Source organism: Capnocytophaga sp. oral taxon 864, assembly GCF_002998835.1.
Lineage (GTDB): Bacteria > Bacteroidota > Bacteroidia > Flavobacteriales > Flavobacteriaceae > Capnocytophaga > Capnocytophaga ochracea.
This window is the reverse complement of sequence record NZ_CP027232.1, coordinates 310,607-329,143: the sequence shown is the minus strand read 5'-3', so window position 1 is coordinate 329,143 and position 18,537 is coordinate 310,607. Positions and strand designations below refer to the sequence as shown.

Annotated in this window: 14 protein-coding genes; 7 read left to right on the top strand and 7 right to left on the bottom strand. The window is 38.4% G+C overall.

Annotation, left to right across the window (positions count from 1 at the left end; translation table 11 throughout):
• Position 1 precedes the first annotated feature (1 nt).
• The 4 genes from C3V44_RS01530 (at position 2) to C3V44_RS01515 (ending at position 4,449) form a co-directional block, all read left to right on the top strand.
• Complete coding sequence (locus C3V44_RS01530) at positions 2-745, top strand: lipocalin family protein (RefSeq protein WP_106095281.1); 744 nt, start codon at positions 2-4, stop codon at positions 743-745.
• A 108-nt stretch (positions 746-853) separates the two neighbouring features.
• Entirely contained in the window at positions 854-1,600 is a 747-nt protein-coding gene (locus tag C3V44_RS01525) for a hypothetical protein (RefSeq protein ID WP_106095280.1), read from the top strand.
• Between the two features lie 6 nt (positions 1,601-1,606).
• Complete coding sequence (locus C3V44_RS01520; protein WP_106095279.1) at positions 1,607-3,142, top strand: hypothetical protein; 1,536 nt, start codon at positions 1,607-1,609, stop codon at positions 3,140-3,142.
• A 50-nt stretch (positions 3,143-3,192) separates the two neighbouring features.
• On the top strand, positions 3,193-4,449 hold the full coding sequence (locus C3V44_RS01515; protein WP_106095278.1) for a hypothetical protein: 1,257 nt from the start codon (positions 3,193-3,195) through the stop codon (positions 4,447-4,449).
• A gap of 100 nt (positions 4,450-4,549) precedes the next feature.
• On the opposite strand, the gene C3V44_RS01510 is transcribed toward C3V44_RS01515, so the two are convergent.
• The 6 genes from C3V44_RS01510 to C3V44_RS01485 all read right to left on the bottom strand — a co-directional run bounded on the left by C3V44_RS01510 (position 4,550) and on the right by C3V44_RS01485 (position 12,228).
• Positions 4,550-5,965, bottom strand: coding sequence for a S1C family serine protease (locus C3V44_RS01510; protein WP_106095277.1), 1,416 nt, complete (start codon positions 5,963-5,965; stop codon positions 4,550-4,552).
• A gap of 60 nt (positions 5,966-6,025) precedes the next feature.
• Positions 6,026-7,378, bottom strand: a complete 1,353-nt coding sequence (gene murC / locus C3V44_RS01505) for a UDP-N-acetylmuramate--L-alanine ligase (protein WP_106095276.1) — start codon at positions 7,376-7,378, stop codon at positions 6,026-6,028.
• A 54-nt stretch (positions 7,379-7,432) separates the two neighbouring features.
• Positions 7,433-8,341 carry a hypothetical protein gene (locus C3V44_RS01500; protein WP_106095275.1) on the bottom strand — a complete coding sequence of 303 codons (909 nt, stop codon included), beginning with the start codon at positions 8,339-8,341 and terminating at the stop codon, positions 7,433-7,435.
• 5 nt (positions 8,342-8,346) lie between these two features.
• The gene (gene murG, locus C3V44_RS01495; protein ID WP_106095274.1) at positions 8,347-9,429 is read right to left on the bottom strand and encodes an undecaprenyldiphospho-muramoylpentapeptide beta-N-acetylglucosaminyltransferase; all 1,083 of its coding nucleotides are present in this window, start codon (positions 9,427-9,429) and stop codon (positions 8,347-8,349) included.
• Between the two features lie 51 nt (positions 9,430-9,480).
• Entirely contained in the window at positions 9,481-10,431 is a 951-nt protein-coding gene (locus C3V44_RS01490; protein WP_106096606.1) for a hypothetical protein, read from the bottom strand.
• 987 nt (positions 10,432-11,418) lie between these two features.
• On the bottom strand, positions 11,419-12,228 hold the full coding sequence (locus tag C3V44_RS01485; protein WP_106095273.1) for a M48 family metallopeptidase: 810 nt from the start codon (positions 12,226-12,228) through the stop codon (positions 11,419-11,421).
• Positions 12,229-12,429: 201 nt separating this feature from the next.
• Here C3V44_RS01485 and C3V44_RS01480 point away from each other — a divergent pair, with 201 nt between their 5' ends.
• The 3 genes from C3V44_RS01480 to C3V44_RS01470 all read left to right on the top strand — a co-directional run bounded on the left by C3V44_RS01480 (position 12,430) and on the right by C3V44_RS01470 (position 17,842).
• Entirely contained in the window at positions 12,430-14,961 is a 2,532-nt protein-coding gene (locus C3V44_RS01480; RefSeq protein ID WP_106095272.1) for an ATP-dependent Clp protease ATP-binding subunit, read from the top strand.
• A 65-nt stretch (positions 14,962-15,026) separates the two neighbouring features.
• Positions 15,027-15,935, top strand: a complete 909-nt coding sequence (locus C3V44_RS01475; protein WP_106095271.1) for a C40 family peptidase — start codon at positions 15,027-15,029, stop codon at positions 15,933-15,935.
• Positions 15,932-17,842, top strand: a complete 1,911-nt coding sequence (locus C3V44_RS01470) for a ComEC/Rec2 family competence protein (RefSeq protein WP_106095270.1) — start codon at positions 15,932-15,934, stop codon at positions 17,840-17,842. The genes C3V44_RS01475 and C3V44_RS01470 overlap by 4 nt, the downstream gene beginning before the upstream one ends.
• Here the strand turns inward: C3V44_RS01470 and C3V44_RS01465 are convergent.
• Complete coding sequence (locus C3V44_RS01465; protein WP_106095269.1) at positions 17,828-18,532, bottom strand: phosphatidylcholine/phosphatidylserine synthase; 705 nt, start codon at positions 18,530-18,532, stop codon at positions 17,828-17,830. The genes C3V44_RS01470 and C3V44_RS01465 overlap by 15 nt on opposite strands.
• Positions 18,533-18,537: the final 5 nt, after the last annotated feature.

Below are 18,537 nucleotides of genomic sequence, written 5' to 3'. Positions count from 1 at the left end.
TATGAAAAAACTTATCTTTTCGGCACTTATTGCCACAGTTCTATTTGTTTCCTCTTGTGGGAAAGATAACGAAGAAGAAGATAGTCGTTCCCTTTTAGGTACGTGGTATTTTGTCTCACTCACCGTTAAGGATACCGACCATTACCTCGCTAATAAATGCGCACAAGACAGCGAAGTAGCATTCTCTGAAACCGACTACACACATCTGGCTGTGAGTCTGCTATCCAATGGCAATTGTGATAGGAATATCACTAACCACACCTATACTACCGAAGGCAACGTAATTAATTATGTCAATAAGGAGAATAATCAAAAGGGCAGTATGGAGTTTCATATCAAAAACAACGTACTTTCTCTCTCCTACCCAAGTGCTAACGCTAATGGGAAGAAAGATACCTATGTATATAGGCGAAAAGATACTCACGACCCCGCCGTAGGCAAATGGTTTTTAAAGAAAGTAGAGACACACGGAAAAACTATTGACGCCTCTCGCGACGATTGTTATAAAAAAGGCTTTTTGCGAATAGACCGTTTTAGAATCTCCACTCATTTTGCATTTCCTAATGCACAAACAGGCGGTTGTCGCGAAATTGATGACACTCGCCAGTGGATAAATATCGGTGGAAAATATTATCAGGCAGATGACAACAAAAAAGCCACTACAAACATCGCTTTTGAGCTGATAGACGGAGGGAATACCATAAAAGTAACAAATAATAACGAACGTTATTATTATAAAAAGTAATGGATTAGGGAAAAACTTACTTTCCTTAATTCCTACCAAAGAAGGGAGGGAGCAATATTAATTTTACTTATCAATAATTTATTCGTAACTTTGTAAAAACAATTTGATATGTCAGTAATAACCCTATTAGAAAGGGCGCAACGTATCAACAATGCGATGCCCGCACGTATGGCTCAGCGTCCGCAAGTGAGTGAAACCGTAATCCCCGAAAAGGAATTTATCACTGTAAAGCAAGCGAAGGAAAAATTTAAAATTCCTATCTATCTTAATGACGACGACAAACTATTGCTCCTCAAAGGCGATGTGCTGGTAAAAGGCAACATCACCCGCCAATGGACGGAAGACCTTATGGAAGGCTTACACTGGGAAGGCGATGCTTATGGTATCTTTATCGATGGAAATCTTACCGTTGCAGGTGATATTTTAGACGATAATTACTTGCATCTAAGGGTATCGGGCAACGTAATTTGCGATTATCTCTTTACCTATAACGGTGCTATCTTCATAATGAAAGACCTTTATACTACCTTTGGTCTGTATGGCGAGTATAATGATGGTATGCTCGATGTATTAGGCAATACCAATGCGCCGTATTTCGTAGAAGTTGGACACTATATGCCCGACAAAAGTAAGGTTACTGAGTTTATATTCGTAGAAGCCGAAAACGAAACAGAACAAGAGGATTGCTATCTTCACGACCCTGAAACAGGCTATTTGGAAGAAAGCTGGAAACTCCTTAGACAAGAAGTTTGGGAAGAAAATGAGCTTTTCTCTTATTTCTCTGTCAATCGTTTCTTTCAGTTGGTAAAAAACGGAGAAAATCCACTTATCAGCGTAGATACTTATAAAAAATAATTTGTTATGAACCTCTCTAACCTTCCCTATCGAACTACTTCTTATGACGAGATTGCCGATGAGCTACCTGAGTCGTCTCTCTACAAAGAGCATTATGACACTCATTGGCGAAATCGCGTTATCGTGATTGACGGCGACTGGATTTTGAACGAACCTTTAGATTTAGACGCTGTCGATGAGCTTTCTCCTTACTACAACCCCGATGACTACGATTCTCTGCCCCTTTTTATCCTCGTAAAAGGCAATATGCAGGCTACCAATATCTACAATGGCGAAATCTGCGGCTCTTGCGGATTAGTGGTTTTGGGCAATCTCACTGCCGAAAATATAGTGGTCGGTGGGCAAGAGATTTTCGTAGGCGGTGATTTGCGCGTTTCGGGATTCTATTGGGGCGATTACAATCACGGAAGCCTTACCGTGATGGGGCATATCAGCATTTACGTGTTCTTGGAAACTGATTACAATCACGATAACAAGCGTTTTGAAGAAAGACGCAATGCCGATATTACCGAATACCTCACCGATGATGATTACGAAGGGCTTTTGTTAGGGGAAAAGCTCGTTTCTTACTTAAAACCCGAATTTTCTTTTGCGTTAGACGATATTTTAAAGATAGATTATATCCCTTGGAGCTGGAAATGCTGGATAAACGATGATATATTCCCTGCTTTAGCCAAAGGTGAAACTATATTCGTAAGCCCTGAAGAAACACAAAAACGTCGCGATGAAATTAGCAAAAAACAAGTGCATCTGTTCCCTAATACCGATATTTCGATAGAGAATTTACTTCGTTTTACCTATCCGCCCCTCTTCTCGCTTGTATGTAAACCTGACAAAAATAATAATCCGCGTTTTGAAATGTGGGACGACAATGATGTATTTTACCGCATCCTTTACGACCCTGATTACGATGCTCATTCTGTTTTTATTCAAAACGATGAAGAATATGGTGTGCTTGCCCAAGTATATAAAGGCGAGTTGCACACCTCAATCAATACTTTTACTGATGAGGGAGTGATTGATATGACTGCAACATCACATCCCGCACATTTTGCGTTCTTAGAAAAAGAGTTTGCTTACTTTTGCAGGCGTTATGAAGAGCTCATCAACAGTCGCATCTACTATCTTTCAAAAGTGAACGAAGCAAACTTCAAGTCGCTTTTAGCCAATGGAAGACTTCAAGATTTCTACGCACAAAAAGGAAAGAATGCTGATGGCTACATAACGCTTCAAAAAGATGATTTCATACTAAAAGTAAGTAACGAAGAGACAACTTCTGCGAGAATTAGCCTCGGTGAGCACAGCAAATACAATGAGGACGGCTCTGTTGCTTATCTGTACTTTCATTATGAGTGGAATGCAGAAAGAAATTGCGTGCTACTCATCAACGAAGACGAAAACGGTGAGGAATATGAATTGAATTTTGGCAATACCCCTCGATATTATCGCGCAATGATATATTTCAGGAAGTTGCAACTATTATTCCCACCCGCGGAGGAGCGAAACAACAGGGTGATATCCTTTCCCGACGGGAGATTTTAATAATACCAATAGAGACAAGAGATACAAATAACATTTAAAATTGAACTATTATGAAAACATTTATTTTCGGGCTAATATTTGGGATATTCTCAGTGCACGCACAGCAATATCAATTGGATAGTATAAACCATATAGGTTATAGGGTAGATTCGCTCAGTAGTGCCTATCAAGTTACAGATTGGCAACGTTATAACGCTAAAAAACATTTATTAGTAGTAGGCGATAACCACATTTTCCCCCATCGTTACGCTACCAAAACTGTTATTAAGAATGACAAAGAAGGCAATGAGATTTATAATGTTTTTTACCGCCAAGATTCTTTGAGTAAAAGATGGATAGCAATCCAGAAAGATGAAACTAAGAGAAAGAAAAATAAACTCATCAATATTAGTTACCTCAATGAAAATGGCAAAAAGTTATCCCCTAGTAGCAAACGCATTAGCAAAACAACAGGTCGCATCACCAAAACTGTGTATTACAAATATCTCAATAAGCGTTGGCTTAGAAATACTCGCAATACTTATACCGAGAATGAAAAAGGACGTACAGTGCTTTCTGTTGATGAAATTTGGGATAGTGACATCCAGCAGTGGCAAGGCGACAAGAAAATTGTACGAAAGTTTGAGAATGATACGCTCCTTAAAGAAGAGATTACTTATACTTTTGGGAATAATGAGTGGTATGAAGACGAAAAAACAGAGTATATTCACCCTAATGAGAATGAAAGAACCTCTATACAGTATGTTTATAGAGAGGATGGGTGGCTACCTACGCAAAAAATCACTTATACAGAAGATAAGACAAACAGAATTTTCACTAATATAGCACAAGTTTGGGATAAAGAGCAAAACAAATGGCAGAATCAGAGTAGACTCACTGATATATTGGGCGAAAACAACCAGAGTACCTCTATTACTTCAGAGAATTGGAATAAAAAGACCCAAACATACGAGATATACTATACTAATAAGTACCGCTATAACAAAAACAATGAGCTTATTGAGTATTTATTCATCAAACCAAACGAAGAAGAAGGGAGAAGTATTTTTGAGTATGACAACGAAGGCAATCTGCTGAAAGAAACGAGATATAAACGCACTTCATCAGCGCAAAAATGGCAACCTACTGACCTTATTGAAAATACGCTATCCTCTATTTTATTTAAGGATATTTTAGATAAAGGATTTTTAAGCAATTCGGCGGGAAGAATAGGCAAAAAAGCCCTCAGTGAACAAAAACTCTACCGATATATAGATGGCAAATATTTGCTTTACAGTCATAAAAAGTTTTATTATTCTAAAAGGTAATTGTATATTAAAAAATACCCTACACTTTACATTCCGTAAAGTATAGGGTATTAACATAACCAATTACAGGGTATCAGCATACCCTTTACCATTAACCATATTAGAAAAAGAATCTTTCTTTTTCTCCTCTTTCGTTCAGGAATTCTAACGAGTTGCGATTGCGTGAAGAAAGGGTAGACATTATATTTTTCAATTCATCTACATCTTTAATGGTTTTTCCATTCACTGAAAGCAACACTTTTCCTACTATATTGATATTGTTGTACTCATAAAACTGACCTGCAGCAGTAACCTTCACTCCATTTTTAGTTTTAAATCGCTTGTGGTCGGCTTCTGAAAGGTTTTTCACTTCCAAACCTAAGGATTGTATTACATAAGTAGTGTTTTTCTTGAGGGTAATATTGGCAGTGCGTTCTTTACCTTCGCGTACATAAGTTACTTTTAGCATATCGCCAGGACGTTTAGAAGCGATGTGACCACTAAGGTCAGAGTATTTATGTATCTTCACATTATCGATTTGCTTGATAATGTCACCTTTTTTAAGTCCGGCAGCTCCTGCTCCTGATTCATCATCTACAGAATCCACATAGAATCCTTCAGTTTCTTTGACGTTGAGTTTTTTGGCTACTTCAGAGTCTAATCCTTGTCCGCGTACGCCCATCACCCCACGTTGCACGTTCCCGTACTCTATAAGGTCTTCCACCACTTTCTTAGCAATATTGCTAGGCACTGCAAACGAGTAGCCCATATATACCCCTGTAGTAGATGAGATTGCGGTATTGATACCAATGAGGTCGCCATTGAGGTTTACCAAAGCTCCCCCACTGTTTCCCATATTCACCACGGCATCGGTTTGTATAAACGATTCTATTTTATCGCTACCGCGCTCGCTGATATTACGCGCTTTTGCACTGATGATTCCCGCAGTAACGGTAGAATTTAAGTTAAAAGGATTCCCTACCGCGAGGACCCATTCGCCTACTTGCGTATTATCGGAGTCCGCAAAAGTGAGGAAAGGTAGTTTTTCGTCGGCTTCTATTTTCAGTAGGGCAATATCCGAAGAAGCATCTGTGCCTATAAGTTTAGCAGTATAAGTTTTATTGTTGTTGAGAGTAACCTCCAAAGTAGTAGCATTGGCAATCACGTGGTTATTCGTTACTATATAGCCATCGGGGGTAATGATAACCCCAGAACCTGTACCTACTTGGGTTTGTTCGCCACCTCCATTACCGTAAAAAAGGTCGAAGATAGAGGTAACGCCTCCTTGTGATTTTACAGTGTTCTTCACGTGCACTACACTATTCACCGTTTTGTTAGCCGCTTCCACAAAGTTGGTTTCACCTGCTACCGTTCTTTCAGGAGTAGTGTGATTAGTTTGCACCAAAGCAGGACGTGAGAGCAACTCAAGTGCTTCTTGTTTGGCATCGTGTTTATCTATAAAGAGTTTATACCCTCCTAAGGTCATAGCCCCGCCGAGGAAGGCAGTAGCTATCATTGTTGCATAATTTTTCATCATATTCTTTGTTTTACTAATTTGTTTTATATCGTAAAACGATTAGGCAACAACTGTGCCATTTTAATGACCAACGGTAAAAGATTCTTTAATTTTCTCTACTTCAGCACCTATATCACCTGCTCCTACAGCAAGTAATAATTTTGGTTGTTTTTTAAGCAATAAAGGTATCAATTCTGCTTTGCCTACCAATATTTTCTGTTTAGCTGTCACTTTGTCTAACAATACTTGTGAGCTAATACCTTCAATAGGCAGCTCTCGAGCTGGGTAAATGTCCAATAAAACTACATCGTCAAACTGTGATAGGCTTTTTGCAAAATCGTCTAAAAAGTCACGTGTACGGGTGAACAAATGGGGTTGAAAGACAATAGTTTTAGGAGTGTGTGGGTACATCTCCTCTACCGCTTGGAACAACGCATTAATTTCCGAAGGGTGATGTGCATAATCGTCTATAAAGGCAAAGTTGTCTTCCTTGATAATATATGAGAAACGCCTTTTCACACCTTTGAATGTAGCCAAATGAGGGAGTAACTTTTCAGGGGCAAATCCTGCTTTTACCGCCATCGATACGGCTGCTAAGGCATTGAGTAGATTGTGTCTTCCTGGCTTCAATAAAGTATAGTCTTTATAGACGCCTCCTTTATAATGAAAATCAAAATGGTAAATACCATTCTTTACCGTTATATTTTGGAAAGTATAATCGGCATTATCTTCCAATCCATAGGTCTCACCTTCTATATCTAAACCATTGCGCACTATAAGACTTCCACCTGGTTTTATCTTACCTGCAAACTCTCTAAAACCTTCTATCAAGTGTTCTTTATCGCCATAAATGTCGAGATGGTCGGCATCCATAGAGGTGATACAAGCTATATTGGGCGAGAGTCGCAAGAAGGAACGGTCGAACTCATCGGCTTCTGCCACAGTGTACTCACTGCCTTTCAGTACTAAGTTGCTGTTGAAGTTTTCAGCAATCCCTCCTAAAAACGCACTTACTGAGGCTCCTGCTTCCACTAATAAATGGGCGAGAATACTTGAAGTAGTGGTCTTACCGTGCGTACCTGCCACTGCAAGGCAGAATGTATTTTTGGTGATAAACCCTAATACTTCCGAGCGTTTTACTACTTCGTAGCCATTTTGCTGAAAATAGTTTAATTCCTTATGGTCTTTGGGTACGGCAGGTGTATATACTACCAGCGTAGTGCGCTTGTCTTTAAAAGAGGCGGGAATAGCATTTACATCATCGGTAAAATGTACTTTTATACCTTCTTTTTCGAGCATTTCAGTAATTTCAGTGGGGGTACGGTCATAACCACATACCTTTTTGCCATTGGCATTAAAATAACGAGCAAGGGCAGACATTCCTATGCCCCCTATGCCTATAAAATAAACGTTCTGTATAGGTTGTAAATCCATTTGTATAAAATGTGAAGTAAGAGGTAAGAGTTTTTAATTCTTCACTCAATTACCTCATAATTTTTTAGTTTCTATTAGCTTTTTTGAAGCATCGTATTTGCGAACTTCCTTTTTCTTAGTATCAGTTACAGTATAATTGTCTAATTTTCCATTCTTGTAGATGGAAACAGTAGTCTCTTTTGTACTGCGGTCTTCACAAGTTTTTTGGCTAATTACTCCTTTGTCATAAGTTTCACGACAATTGCCGTTTTCAGTAACATACCATTTTTCAGTAATTTTCCCAATAGGGTCATATTTAGTAGTGATTTTGCTATCCACTTGGTCTAATTTCAGCTTCCCATTTTGGTAAAATTCCTTTGTAGTACTCTTGATTGTATTCACTTCTTTGCTGGGGTTGCCATTCTTGTGGTAAGTAGTAACTACCTGGTCGGCTCCTTCCTTCAAGTCGGTGTGTATTTCTATCTTTTGGGCAAGCTTACCAGCGTGGTCAAACACGTGTCCTTCAATAATGTTCCCTTTGAAGATGTTTTTCTTGCGCAATCTACCTTCGGTATTGAATATGTGTATTTCCGAGAGCTTCCCATTGGCGAAGATATAGGTAGATTTTAGGTTTTTTTCCTTGTTTTCAAACTGCCCTTCACCTACAAACTGTCCGTTGTTGCCTATCTCGAATTCAAAGCGCTGTTCATCGTTGTCAATAACGTAATTCCCTTTCGGCAGAGCTACCTTTCGCGTCATATACGCTTGGCGAATCATATCGCTATTAATACCTGCCGAATTACCCGATTTAAGGTTTCTTTGTAACTGCAAATATGCGTCGTAATTCACGTATTCCTTCACTTCCACGATACCTCTTTTAAATTCATCGCTTTTAGTATCTATAAAAAACTGTTTTCCCAATTGGTTTTGCGCAAAAGTAAATGCGGCACACCCCAGTGCTATAAATGTAAAAAGTCTCTTCATCTGTTTTAATTCTTATTTTCTAAGATAATGTTTACTATTTCTTTAGTAGCATTAGGCAAAGCCAACGTCTTAATGTGTTGCGAAAGGCTCTGCTGTTTTGCCTCATCGTTTATGAGTTCGGTAAAAGTAGTAGCAAAAGTAGTGCCTAAATCAGTTTCGCGTATCAAAATAGCAGCCTGTTTTTGCTCAATAGCTCGTGCATTTTTGGTCTGGTGGTCTTCTGCCACATTGGGCGAAGGAATAAATATCACAGGTTTCCCCACTACACACAATTCGCTCACCGAGCTGGCTCCTGCGCGAGAGATAATTACGTCGGCAACAGCATAAGCCAACTCCATTTTGTCAATAAAAGCTAAAACTTTCACTCGCTCGCTTTCATATTTCTTGTACTCTTCATAATACAGTTTGCCACACTGCCATAACACTTGTACCCCAAGTTTTTCAAATAAAGGCAACTGCTCTTCTACCAGCTGATTGATACGCCTAGCTCCCAAACTACCCCCTAATACCAACAACGTTTTTTGCTCAGGGCTCAGCTGAAAATATGTCAGTCCTTCTGTGCGGTGCTTTGCTATATCCAAGAGCCCACCGCGAATAGGATTACCTGTTTTTACGATTTTCTCTTTGGGAAAGAACTGTTCCATTGCATCGTAAGCCACACATATTTTTTTTGCTTTTTTAGAAAGCATTTTGTTGGTAATACCTGCATACGAATTCTGTTCTTGAATGAAAGTAGGAATACCCATTCCGCCTGCTACTTTCACCACAGCACCGCTAGCAAAACCTCCGGTACCTATTACGGCATCGGGTTTAAAACGCTTGATAATGCTCCGAGATTTCAGCAAGCTACTGATGAATTTTAATGGAAATAGCAAGTTCTGCAAGGTAATTTTACGCTGAATGCCCGAAATCCAAAGCCCTTCAATAGGATAACCCGCCTGTGGTACCTTTTGCATCTCCATACGGTCTTTGGCGCCCACAAACAGAATGTCGGCATCTGGAATACGTCTTTTCAATTCATCGGCAATAGCGATAGCAGGAAAAATATGCCCGCCTGTACCTCCTCCTGATATGATAAACTTTTTCATTTCTCGTTCTAATTTGGTGCAAAGGTACGCAAATCTTCACAAAAAGCAATATTATTTAAGCGTTTGCTTAATACTGCTGTTGATAGCCTTAAAAACTTCACTGTTTTGATGAGGCACACAGTCCTGTACCCAATACCACCAAAAATAACCGCCCACGTAGTTCTTTACATATTTAGGCATCGAATAATAGTGCTTAGCCCTTTCCACTTTACTCTGTACAGGGGGCTCTTTATAATCCTTATTGCCACACTCCCCTATGCCCAATTTAACACTCGGAAAAATAGACTCTAAATTGTTAAATACCTCTTGCCAATTAGGCTGGTAATTGTCGTTATCATCTTCGTAATAGCTTACTAACACGTAATCCAACTGCTTTTTCATATCTTCTGGGATATATCTTTTTAGCCAATCCTCCATCGTCACCTTTTGGTCACCTGGTTTAAAATAGTAGCTCACAAGCACTGTTTTCGCATTTTTACTGCGGATAAACTTATAAGCACCATAGGCTTTATCGGCAATAAATTGAGGGTTGTCACCCATCCAACCTTCTCCGTTAATTTCATTGCCCACTTCCCAAAAATCCGTATATGCCGAGAGTTCTTTATACGAATCCTGAAATCTCTTTACATAACTATCTACGTTAGTGTATTTTTTCATATCTTCTGAATCGGCAGGTGTTGCCATCACATAAGCTACTTGATGAACAGCCGAAAAAAGCGGTTTGTAATTAGCTATCGCTGTACCCTTGGACATCACAATGCGCACCGTAGGCTTTACAGGCATCGCCTTGATAGCACTTACAATCTGCTGAACAGTAACTCCGGTTTCCTCCCAACTGTCGTCTATAGTAATGCCATACAAATAGGCATTCGTAGGGGTATTAGGTTTGGGATTATCAGGCTTGGGTTTGTCTGGAATTGGCTTATCAGGGGTAGGTTTATTAGGGTCTGGTTGGGGAACTTCGTCATTGTTTTTATGGCAAGCTATAAAAACGATTGCCATACATAGGTATAATATTCTTTTCATTTGTTAAACAATTTTATTCTGAAAGTGCAAAGGTACTATTTTTATTGCAAACTGCTTCAAAAAATCATCTGAAAAATCAAAATCTACCCTTTCCCTCTCAGCTTTCGCATTTACCCCATTCTTTCTTCGCTTTAATGTTAAGAGTTTTACCAAAATTTGAAACTTTGGCAAAGTTGAAGCCTTCCACTAACCTTCTTTTTATCTCTATTTCAACTCTAACTTACCTTCGCTGATTGTTCGTTCTTTATTCGTCTTTTGTTCGTCTTTTGTTCGTTATTTGTTTATCTGCCCGTGCGGCTCGCACCGTCTTTTGTTCGTCTTTTGTTCGTCTTTTGTTCGTCTTTTGTTCGTCTTTTGTTCGTCTTTTGTTCGTCTTTTGTTCGTCATTCGTTCGTCTTTTCTTCGTTCATTGTTCGTCTTTCCTATAAGCTCTCCATATCTACATTATTTCATTCTCTCGCCCCCATTTGTTAATTCTCAAATTTGCTAATTTGCTAATTACACCTGCCTGTGCTACTCGCACCGTCTTTTGTTCGTCTTTTCATTATCTGTCTGTCGTGCTACGACTGCCCGTGCGGCTCGCTTTGCCTATCGTGCTACGACCTCGCATCGGTTTTCTTTTAAAGCTTGTCCCCCTTCGGGGGTTCGGGGGCTTTCGCCACACTGTCACTTGTCATTGATTTGGTATTTTTGACAAGGTTGAAAGCTCCCAATAGTCTCTTTCTTATCTCCATTATATCCTTATTTTGAATTTGTTTTTTGTTCATTCTTAAACCAATGTAGACCCACTGTAGACCCACTGTAGACCCACTCTTTATTCATCTATCCTATAAGCTTTGTATAAGCCTCCACCTAATTAACCATTAACCACTAATCATTAATCACTAATAAAAAACCTCCAAAAAGCTATTCGCTTTTTGGAGGTATTCTTATTTTTATCGTACTTTTTACTAATAAAACAGTTTATTTAATAGGCGTTTTAGGCAAGGTAACTTCTCCTGGGTCTTTCCAAAGCCCATCTTTGATAGCTCTTTTTTTAGCCGCTTCAGCACGTTTCTCGCTATCAGGGTGTGAACTCATCATCTTTTGGAATTTACTTTGGGTTGCTCCACCTGAAAGCAAAGCCAATTTCTTAAATGCTGTATAAACAGCCACCACATTATAACCGTGTTTCTTCATAAAATTGTAAGAATATTCATCGGCTTGTGATTCTTGTTTTTTACTGTGTTTAGCATCAAGCATAGCATTAGCCATTTCACCCAATTCAGTGTCGCTTAGTTTTCTTACAACCCCCGAAGCCGAGCTTGCAGCATCTTGTGCAGCAGCACGCATATAAGCAGATTTGATAGCATCTTTAGTGTCCTCATTCTTCACGTGACCTATTTCGTGACCGATAACTGCCAATAATTCATCATCAGTCATCAAATCCATCAACGATGAAAACACACGCACACTCCCATCAGCACAAGCAAACGCATTGATATCGGTTACCAGATACACTTTGTAATTGAGCTTCAAACCGTCCTCATTTTGGTGTTTCCCAAACACACGATTCAAGCGTTTAGTATACGGACTGTTTTTGCCTGCTACCGGATTATGAGCATCCATCCAGTCTACTGATTCCTTTGAAAGCCTTTTAGCATCTTCATTAGTAAATGATAAAGCTTGTGCTCCTTTTGTAACGGCACTTGTGGCTTTCCCTAAATTGATTTTTTGAGCTTGTCCCATAGAAAATACTCCTATAGACATTGCAATTAAGATAAAATTTTTCATTTGAAATTCTTTTAATAATAATGGCGCAAATTTATGCTTTTCTATGGTTAAAACAAAATATTTTTATATTTTTCTTTCGCATTAATATTTTTTTTCGTACCTTTGCCCGCAGTGTAGAAGACTGCCTTTTTTCCTGATAGGGAGAAATGGAATAGCTTTTGTTACTACCCAACTATTTAATACAAAACAAGAGGAGATTTTATGAACGATAACTTTTCACCAAGAGTTAAAAGGATATTCACATATAGCAAAGAAGAAGCCATTCGCTTAGGGCAATCTACGGTAGGCACTGAGCACTTTGTGTTAGCCATATTGCAAGAAGGTGAAGGTAGTGCAATCGATTTAATGCACAGTTTAAATATCGATATGGAAAGACTGCGCCAAAACATCCACACGCTCACTTCTGCACGTGGTCTCAACCCTCCTAACTTCAATGCCGTTCATTTCACCGTACAAGCCGAAAGAGCAATGCAGGCTACTTACTTAGAAGCAAAACGTTCTCAGAATGATATGATTAATACAGCTCATCTATTACTAAGCATTTTGCGTAACGAAAACGACCCTACTACTAAAGTTTTCAACAAGCTAGGCGTAAATTATGAAGTAGCAAGAGATAAATTCCAACCCATACGCGACGATAATTATCAAGTCTCATCTCCCACCGATGAAGTTGATGAATACGACCGAGACTATAGTTTACCTCACGAAAACAAATCGGGTTACAAAGGTCAGCAACCCAATCAAGGGGGGCAATATGGGCAACGAAAACTCACTGTGTTAGATAACTTTGGTAGAGATTTAACTGCTTTAGCCGAACAAGGCAGTTTAGACCCCGTAGTAGGTCGCGAGAAGGAAATAGAACGCGTATCCCAAATATTGAGCCGCCGTAAGAAGAATAACCCAATACTCATCGGTGAACCTGGTGTTGGTAAAAGTGCCATCGCCGAAGGATTAGCTTTGCGCATTATTCAGAAAAAAGTGGCACGAGTATTGTATAACAAACGTGTGGTAACACTCGATTTAGCTTCGTTAGTAGCTGGAACTAAATATCGCGGACAATTTGAAGAACGCCTTAAAGCCATAATGAGTGAACTCGAAAAGAATAAAGATATTATTCTTTTTATTGATGAAATTCACACCTTAGTGGGAGCTGGTGGTGCCTCAGGTAGCTTAGATGCCTCTAATATGTTTAAACCTGCCTTAGCACGTGGTGAAATACAATGTATTGGAGCTACTACCTTAGATGAATATCGCCAATCTATTGAAAAAGATGGCGCCTTAGAACGCCGTTTCCAAAAAGTAATCATCGAACCAACAAGTGTAGATGAAACCATACAAATTCTTCGCAATATAAAAGGAAAATACGAAGAACATCACAACGTAACCTATACCGATGAGGCTATTGAGGCTTGTGTAAAGCTCACTAATCGTTATCTTACCGACCGTTATTTGCCCGATAAAGCTCTTGATGCCTTAGACGAAGCGGGTGCAAGAATACATATTATGCAAGTAAAAGTTCCACAATATATCGTGGAATTGGAAGAACGTTTAGAACAAGCTACTCAAGCCAAAAACAGAGCTGTTTCACGTCAGCAGTTTGAAGAAGCTGCCCGTTTGCGCGATAACGAGAAAATTATCGAAAATTCATTAGTCGAAATGAATAATAAATGGGACGAAGAATCTAAACAACACCGTGATGTAGTAACTGCCGACCATATTGCCGATGTAGTCTCAATGATGAGCGGCGTACCTGTAAACAGAATTGCTCAAACTGAAATGAGCAAACTCTCAGGATTATCCGAGATAATGAAATCCAAAATCATTGGTCAAGATGAAGCGGTAGAAAAGGTAGTAAAATCTATCAAACGCAATCGTACAGGCTTAAAAGACCCGAATAAACCTATAGGTTCTTTCATCTTTTTAGGACAAACAGGAGTTGGGAAAACACAACTCGCTAAAGTGCTTGCCAAAGAACTTTTTGATTCAGAAGAAACAATGGTACGCATTGATATGAGTGAGTATATGGAGAAGTTCTCAGTTTCTCGTCTCATAGGAGCTCCTCCAGGGTATGTAGGTTATGAAGAAGGCGGTCAGCTCACCGAGAAAATACGTCGCAAACCTTATTCTGTGGTACTTTTAGATGAGATAGAAAAGGCACACCCCGATGTTTTCAATATGCTTTTACAAGTGCTTGACGATGGTTTCTTAACTGATAGTTTAGGACGAAAGATTGATTTTAGAAATACTATCATCATTATGACCTCTAATATAGGAGCTCGTCAAGTAAAAGATTTTGGGCAAGGTGTTGGTTTTGGCACTTCAGCAAGAATAGCCCAATCCGAAGCTAATGAGAAATCTATTGTCGAAAATGCTTTGAAAAAGGTATTTGCTCCTGAGTTTCTAAACCGTATTGACGATGTGATTACTTTCAATCCTCTTAGCAAAGAAGATATCTTTAAAATTATCGATATTGAACTTTCTAAACTGTACTCACGTATCAACGATTTAGGCTATGGAGTACAACTCAGCCAGAAAGCAAAGGAATTCATTGCAGATAAAGGCTATGACAAACAATATGGTGCTCGACCTTTGAAACGCGCTATTCAGAAATATGTAGAAGACATATTAGCCGAAGAAATAGTATCTAACCAAGTGCACGAAGGCGATAGCATTCACTTTGATTTAGATGAGAAAGGAGAAAACCTCATAATAACGCAAAAAGAACTTATTTAATAACATCAACCTTTTGAACTTTTAGGTGTTTCCCCAAAGTTCAGAATTTAAACGCTCAAATTACTATGTACGTATTAAGAATTTTAGGTTTATTTACACTACTACTCAGCTTATCTTCCTTTTCAGAGGCAGTAAAGAATACCGAAAAGAGTGTAGTTGTAAATACAGCTACCACAAAGGCTGTGGAAAATAAGAGCAAGCCCAAAAAGAAAACATTTTCTCCTCCTAAGAAAGGGAAAAAAGCTACCGCCAGAGTGGCTTCAACAGCTAAAAAACGTCATAAGTTACCTCCTAAACGCAGTGTAGCTCATCATTCTGCTAAAAAGTCTGTAAAAAAAGCTCCTGTTAAGAGAGCTTTAGCTATAACTGATAAAAAGAAAAAGCCTGTAAAAGCAGATATAGCTGTTGCTAAGAGTAAGAGATATGCTCCTAAAAAACACACCGGTAATAAAGCCCTAAAACAATACGCTGAGAATACTCTCGCAGACACTGAATTGGAAGACGACTTAGAAGACGAAGAACTATTTGAGGAACCTGAAAGCTATGAAACTACCGATATAGCGCTTACTGCACTCTCTAAAAGTAAAGCAGATACCAAACAACAGAAAGTATTATTAGATACAGCTTTCTCATATTTAGGAACTCCTTACAGACACGGAGGTGTTACGCGTAATGGTATGGATTGTTCTGGTTTTGTAAGTACTACTTTCAAATCTATTTCAGTACCATTATCTCGCTCCTCACAAGAAATGGCTACACAAGGAACTAAAATTGACTTAGAAGATGTAAAAGTAGGCGATTTACTTTTCTTCAGAACGACTAGGAAAAGCAGAATATCACACGTAGGTATGGTAGTAGATATAGATGGAGATATTAAATTCATACACTCTTCCTCTAAAAGAGGAGTTGTGATTTCTTCATTAAGTGATGAATATTACAAGAAAACATTTCGTATGGCAAAACGTGTAATGTGAGATTTGTAAATACTCCCATATTAACTATCTTATTAGGACTCATAGGAGGGATTGCTATTACTGATGTAATAGCTCCCTCTTTTTTATTTGCAATAAGTAGTTGTATATGCTTACTGCTCACTTTGGCAATACATCAGTTTTTAGCTACCAAACGATATACTTTTCGTCACGGAATTGTAATACACGTAGGTCTCACTTCTGTAGCAGTGGGTATACTGATAACGATCCTTCATACCCCCACCTATAACCCTAAGCATTACACACAAAAACTAAATGCCAATGAATATTACACTTTAGAAGCTGACATAATAGAGCAAACTTCACAAACAGATTACGGTACTACCTTTAAAGCCGAGCTCTTAACGGCTAACCATACAAGTACAGAAGGAAAAATTCTGTGCTTTTTCCCTTCTAAAACAATTACCGATGATGTGAAAACATTAGCTCCAACAGATAGATTGGTTTTTGTAGGCAAATATACTCCTATATCTCCTCCTAAAAATCCATATCAATTCAACTATAAACGGTATATGGAGCGAAAAGGTGTATATGGGCGAACAGAAGTAGTTGCTTTTTCTGTTGTAAAAAATAATACAACAGGTTTTATGGGGAGTATTGCGAGAACACGCTCTCATTTAGCTATTGTAATAGACAAATATTTTAATCAAGAGTCTTCTGCTCTGTTAAAAACACTACTCTTAGGAAAACGCACTGATTTAGATAACGAAGTCTATCAACATTATGTTGATGCGGGAGCGGTGCATATCTTAGCTATTTCGGGATTACACGTAGGGATTATTACTGCTATACTCCTTTTACTACTGCAAAAGATGCCCAATTTAGGTTTTTATCGTCCATTGCGATACTTTATACTATTAGCAGGCTTATGGGCTTTTGCTTTCATAGCAGGCGCCTCTCCTTCGGTATTGAGGGCTACTGTAATGTTCAGCTTTGTAGGATTGAGCACTCTTATACGCAGGAAACAAGGCAGGTTTGATGCGTTAATGCTCTCAATGTTATTCCTGTTGCTTATCAATCCTTACTATTTGTATGATGTAGGCTTTCAGCTGAGTTATGCAGCGGTATTTTCTATAATGAAATTCTACCCTGTGATGCGCAAATGGTGGCAACCTGAGAATAAATACTTACAATGGATATGGTCACTATTTTTGGTAGGATTATCTGCTCAAATAGTAGTTTTACCTATCAGTTTGTACTATTTTCACCAGTTTCCTATATTGTTTTTCGTTTCTAACTTGGTAGTAGTACCTTTATTACAACCTATACTCATAGGAGGTATCATTGCCCTATGTTTGGGAAGTTTTGGTATTTTGCCTTATGCCATAGTCTTCGTCTTAGAAAAATTAATCGCTTTAATGAACTTTTTGGTAGCATTTATAGCCCATCAAGAAACGTTTATCATACGCAACATACCTTTTACTACTCCCCTACTTCTTTCTTCCTTATTGACGGTGTTCATACTCATTGTTTTTGTACATTATAGGAAATACAAAGTATTGGTAGCACTTCTCTTATCTGTTATTTTATTTCAAGGGGTACTTTTCTATTACAAATATCAATTAGAAACTACTGAAGAAATGCTAGTTTTCAGCAAATATAAACAGAAAGTAATCACTATTAGACAAGGTGATAAACTAAGTATCTATCAAACAGATACAATTTCTCCTGACCCTGTAGTAATCAACTACATAAAAAATAAAGGTATCAGCAATATCGAGCTTAAGAAGATGCCTTATATATTGCGTTTCAAACAAAAAAACTACTTGCTAATGGATAGTTTAGGGGTATACCCAAAATCCAAGCAAGTAGTTATTGATAGTGTTATCTTCTTACAAAAACCTAAAATCAATTTGGATAGAATGAAGCGAGATTTATCGCTTAGGTAGTAAGGAAAGAATAATGTACAATAAAATAATTAGCGGAATAGCGATTATCTTTAAACTTAGAAGTAAAATTACGCAAAGTGCTAAGAATATATATTTCAATGCATTATTCTTAAAAGAATAATCGCTAAACTTCAACGCAAAGAGTGCTATTTCAGCATTCAACAAGTAAACACTCAACAAAGTAATCCCTAACAAGACCCACATATTATGCAATAAACTATCGAATAATTCAGTAGGCTGATATTGTAATATAAGAGGCAAAGAGAGAATAAACATTGTATTAGCTGGGGTAGGAAGCCCTATAAAGCCAGATGTCTGCCGTATGTCTATATTAAAATTTGCCAAGCGATAGGCAGAAGCTAAAGTAATAAGGAAACCAACATAAGGCAACAACATAGCAAAAGTCCCCTCAGTTTGCAATACATAGGTACTATTATTCAACAACTGAAACATCACAATGCCAGGAACTACTCCAGAAGTAACCATATCGGCTAAGGAATCTAACTGTAAGCCCATTTCGGATTTTACGTGTAGCAAACGAGCAAAAAAACCATCAAAAAAATCGAGGAAGATACCTATTGCCACAAACAAAGCAGCCCAATCAATCGTTCCTCTTACGGCAAAGACGATCGCTACTGTTCCGCAAAGGAGATTGGATAAAGTGATAAGATTAGGGACATACTTCTTCATACTTC

Excerpts from the sequence above, each read along its gene's own strand:
- C3V44_RS01530 (WP_106095281.1), top strand. The coding sequence starts at position 2 with ATGAAAAAACTTATCTTTTCGGCACTTATTGCCACAGTTCTATTTGTT.
- C3V44_RS01525 (WP_106095280.1), top strand. The coding sequence starts at position 854 with ATGTCAGTAATAACCCTATTAGAAAGGGCGCAACGTATCAACAATGCG.
- C3V44_RS01520 (WP_106095279.1), top strand. The coding sequence starts at position 1,607 with ATGAACCTCTCTAACCTTCCCTATCGAACTACTTCTTATGACGAGATT.
- C3V44_RS01515 (WP_106095278.1), top strand. The coding sequence starts at position 3,193 with ATGAAAACATTTATTTTCGGGCTAATATTTGGGATATTCTCAGTGCAC.
- C3V44_RS01510 (WP_106095277.1), bottom strand. The coding sequence starts at position 5,965 with ATGATGAAAAATTATGCAACAATGATAGCTACTGCCTTCCTCGGCGGG.
- murC (WP_106095276.1), bottom strand. The coding sequence starts at position 7,378 with ATGGATTTACAACCTATACAGAACGTTTATTTTATAGGCATAGGGGGC.
- C3V44_RS01500 (WP_106095275.1), bottom strand. The coding sequence starts at position 8,341 with ATGAAGAGACTTTTTACATTTATAGCACTGGGGTGTGCCGCATTTACT.
- murG (WP_106095274.1), bottom strand. The coding sequence starts at position 9,429 with ATGAAAAAGTTTATCATATCAGGAGGAGGTACAGGCGGGCATATTTTT.
- C3V44_RS01490 (WP_106096606.1), bottom strand. The coding sequence starts at position 10,431 with ATGGCAATCGTTTTTATAGCTTGCCATAAAAACAATGACGAAGTTCCC.
- C3V44_RS01485 (WP_106095273.1), bottom strand. The coding sequence starts at position 12,228 with ATGAAAAATTTTATCTTAATTGCAATGTCTATAGGAGTATTTTCTATG.
- C3V44_RS01480 (WP_106095272.1), top strand. The coding sequence starts at position 12,430 with ATGAACGATAACTTTTCACCAAGAGTTAAAAGGATATTCACATATAGC.
- C3V44_RS01475 (WP_106095271.1), top strand. The coding sequence starts at position 15,027 with ATGTACGTATTAAGAATTTTAGGTTTATTTACACTACTACTCAGCTTA.
- C3V44_RS01465 (WP_106095269.1), bottom strand. The coding sequence starts at position 18,532 with ATGAAGAAGTATGTCCCTAATCTTATCACTTTATCCAATCTCCTTTGC.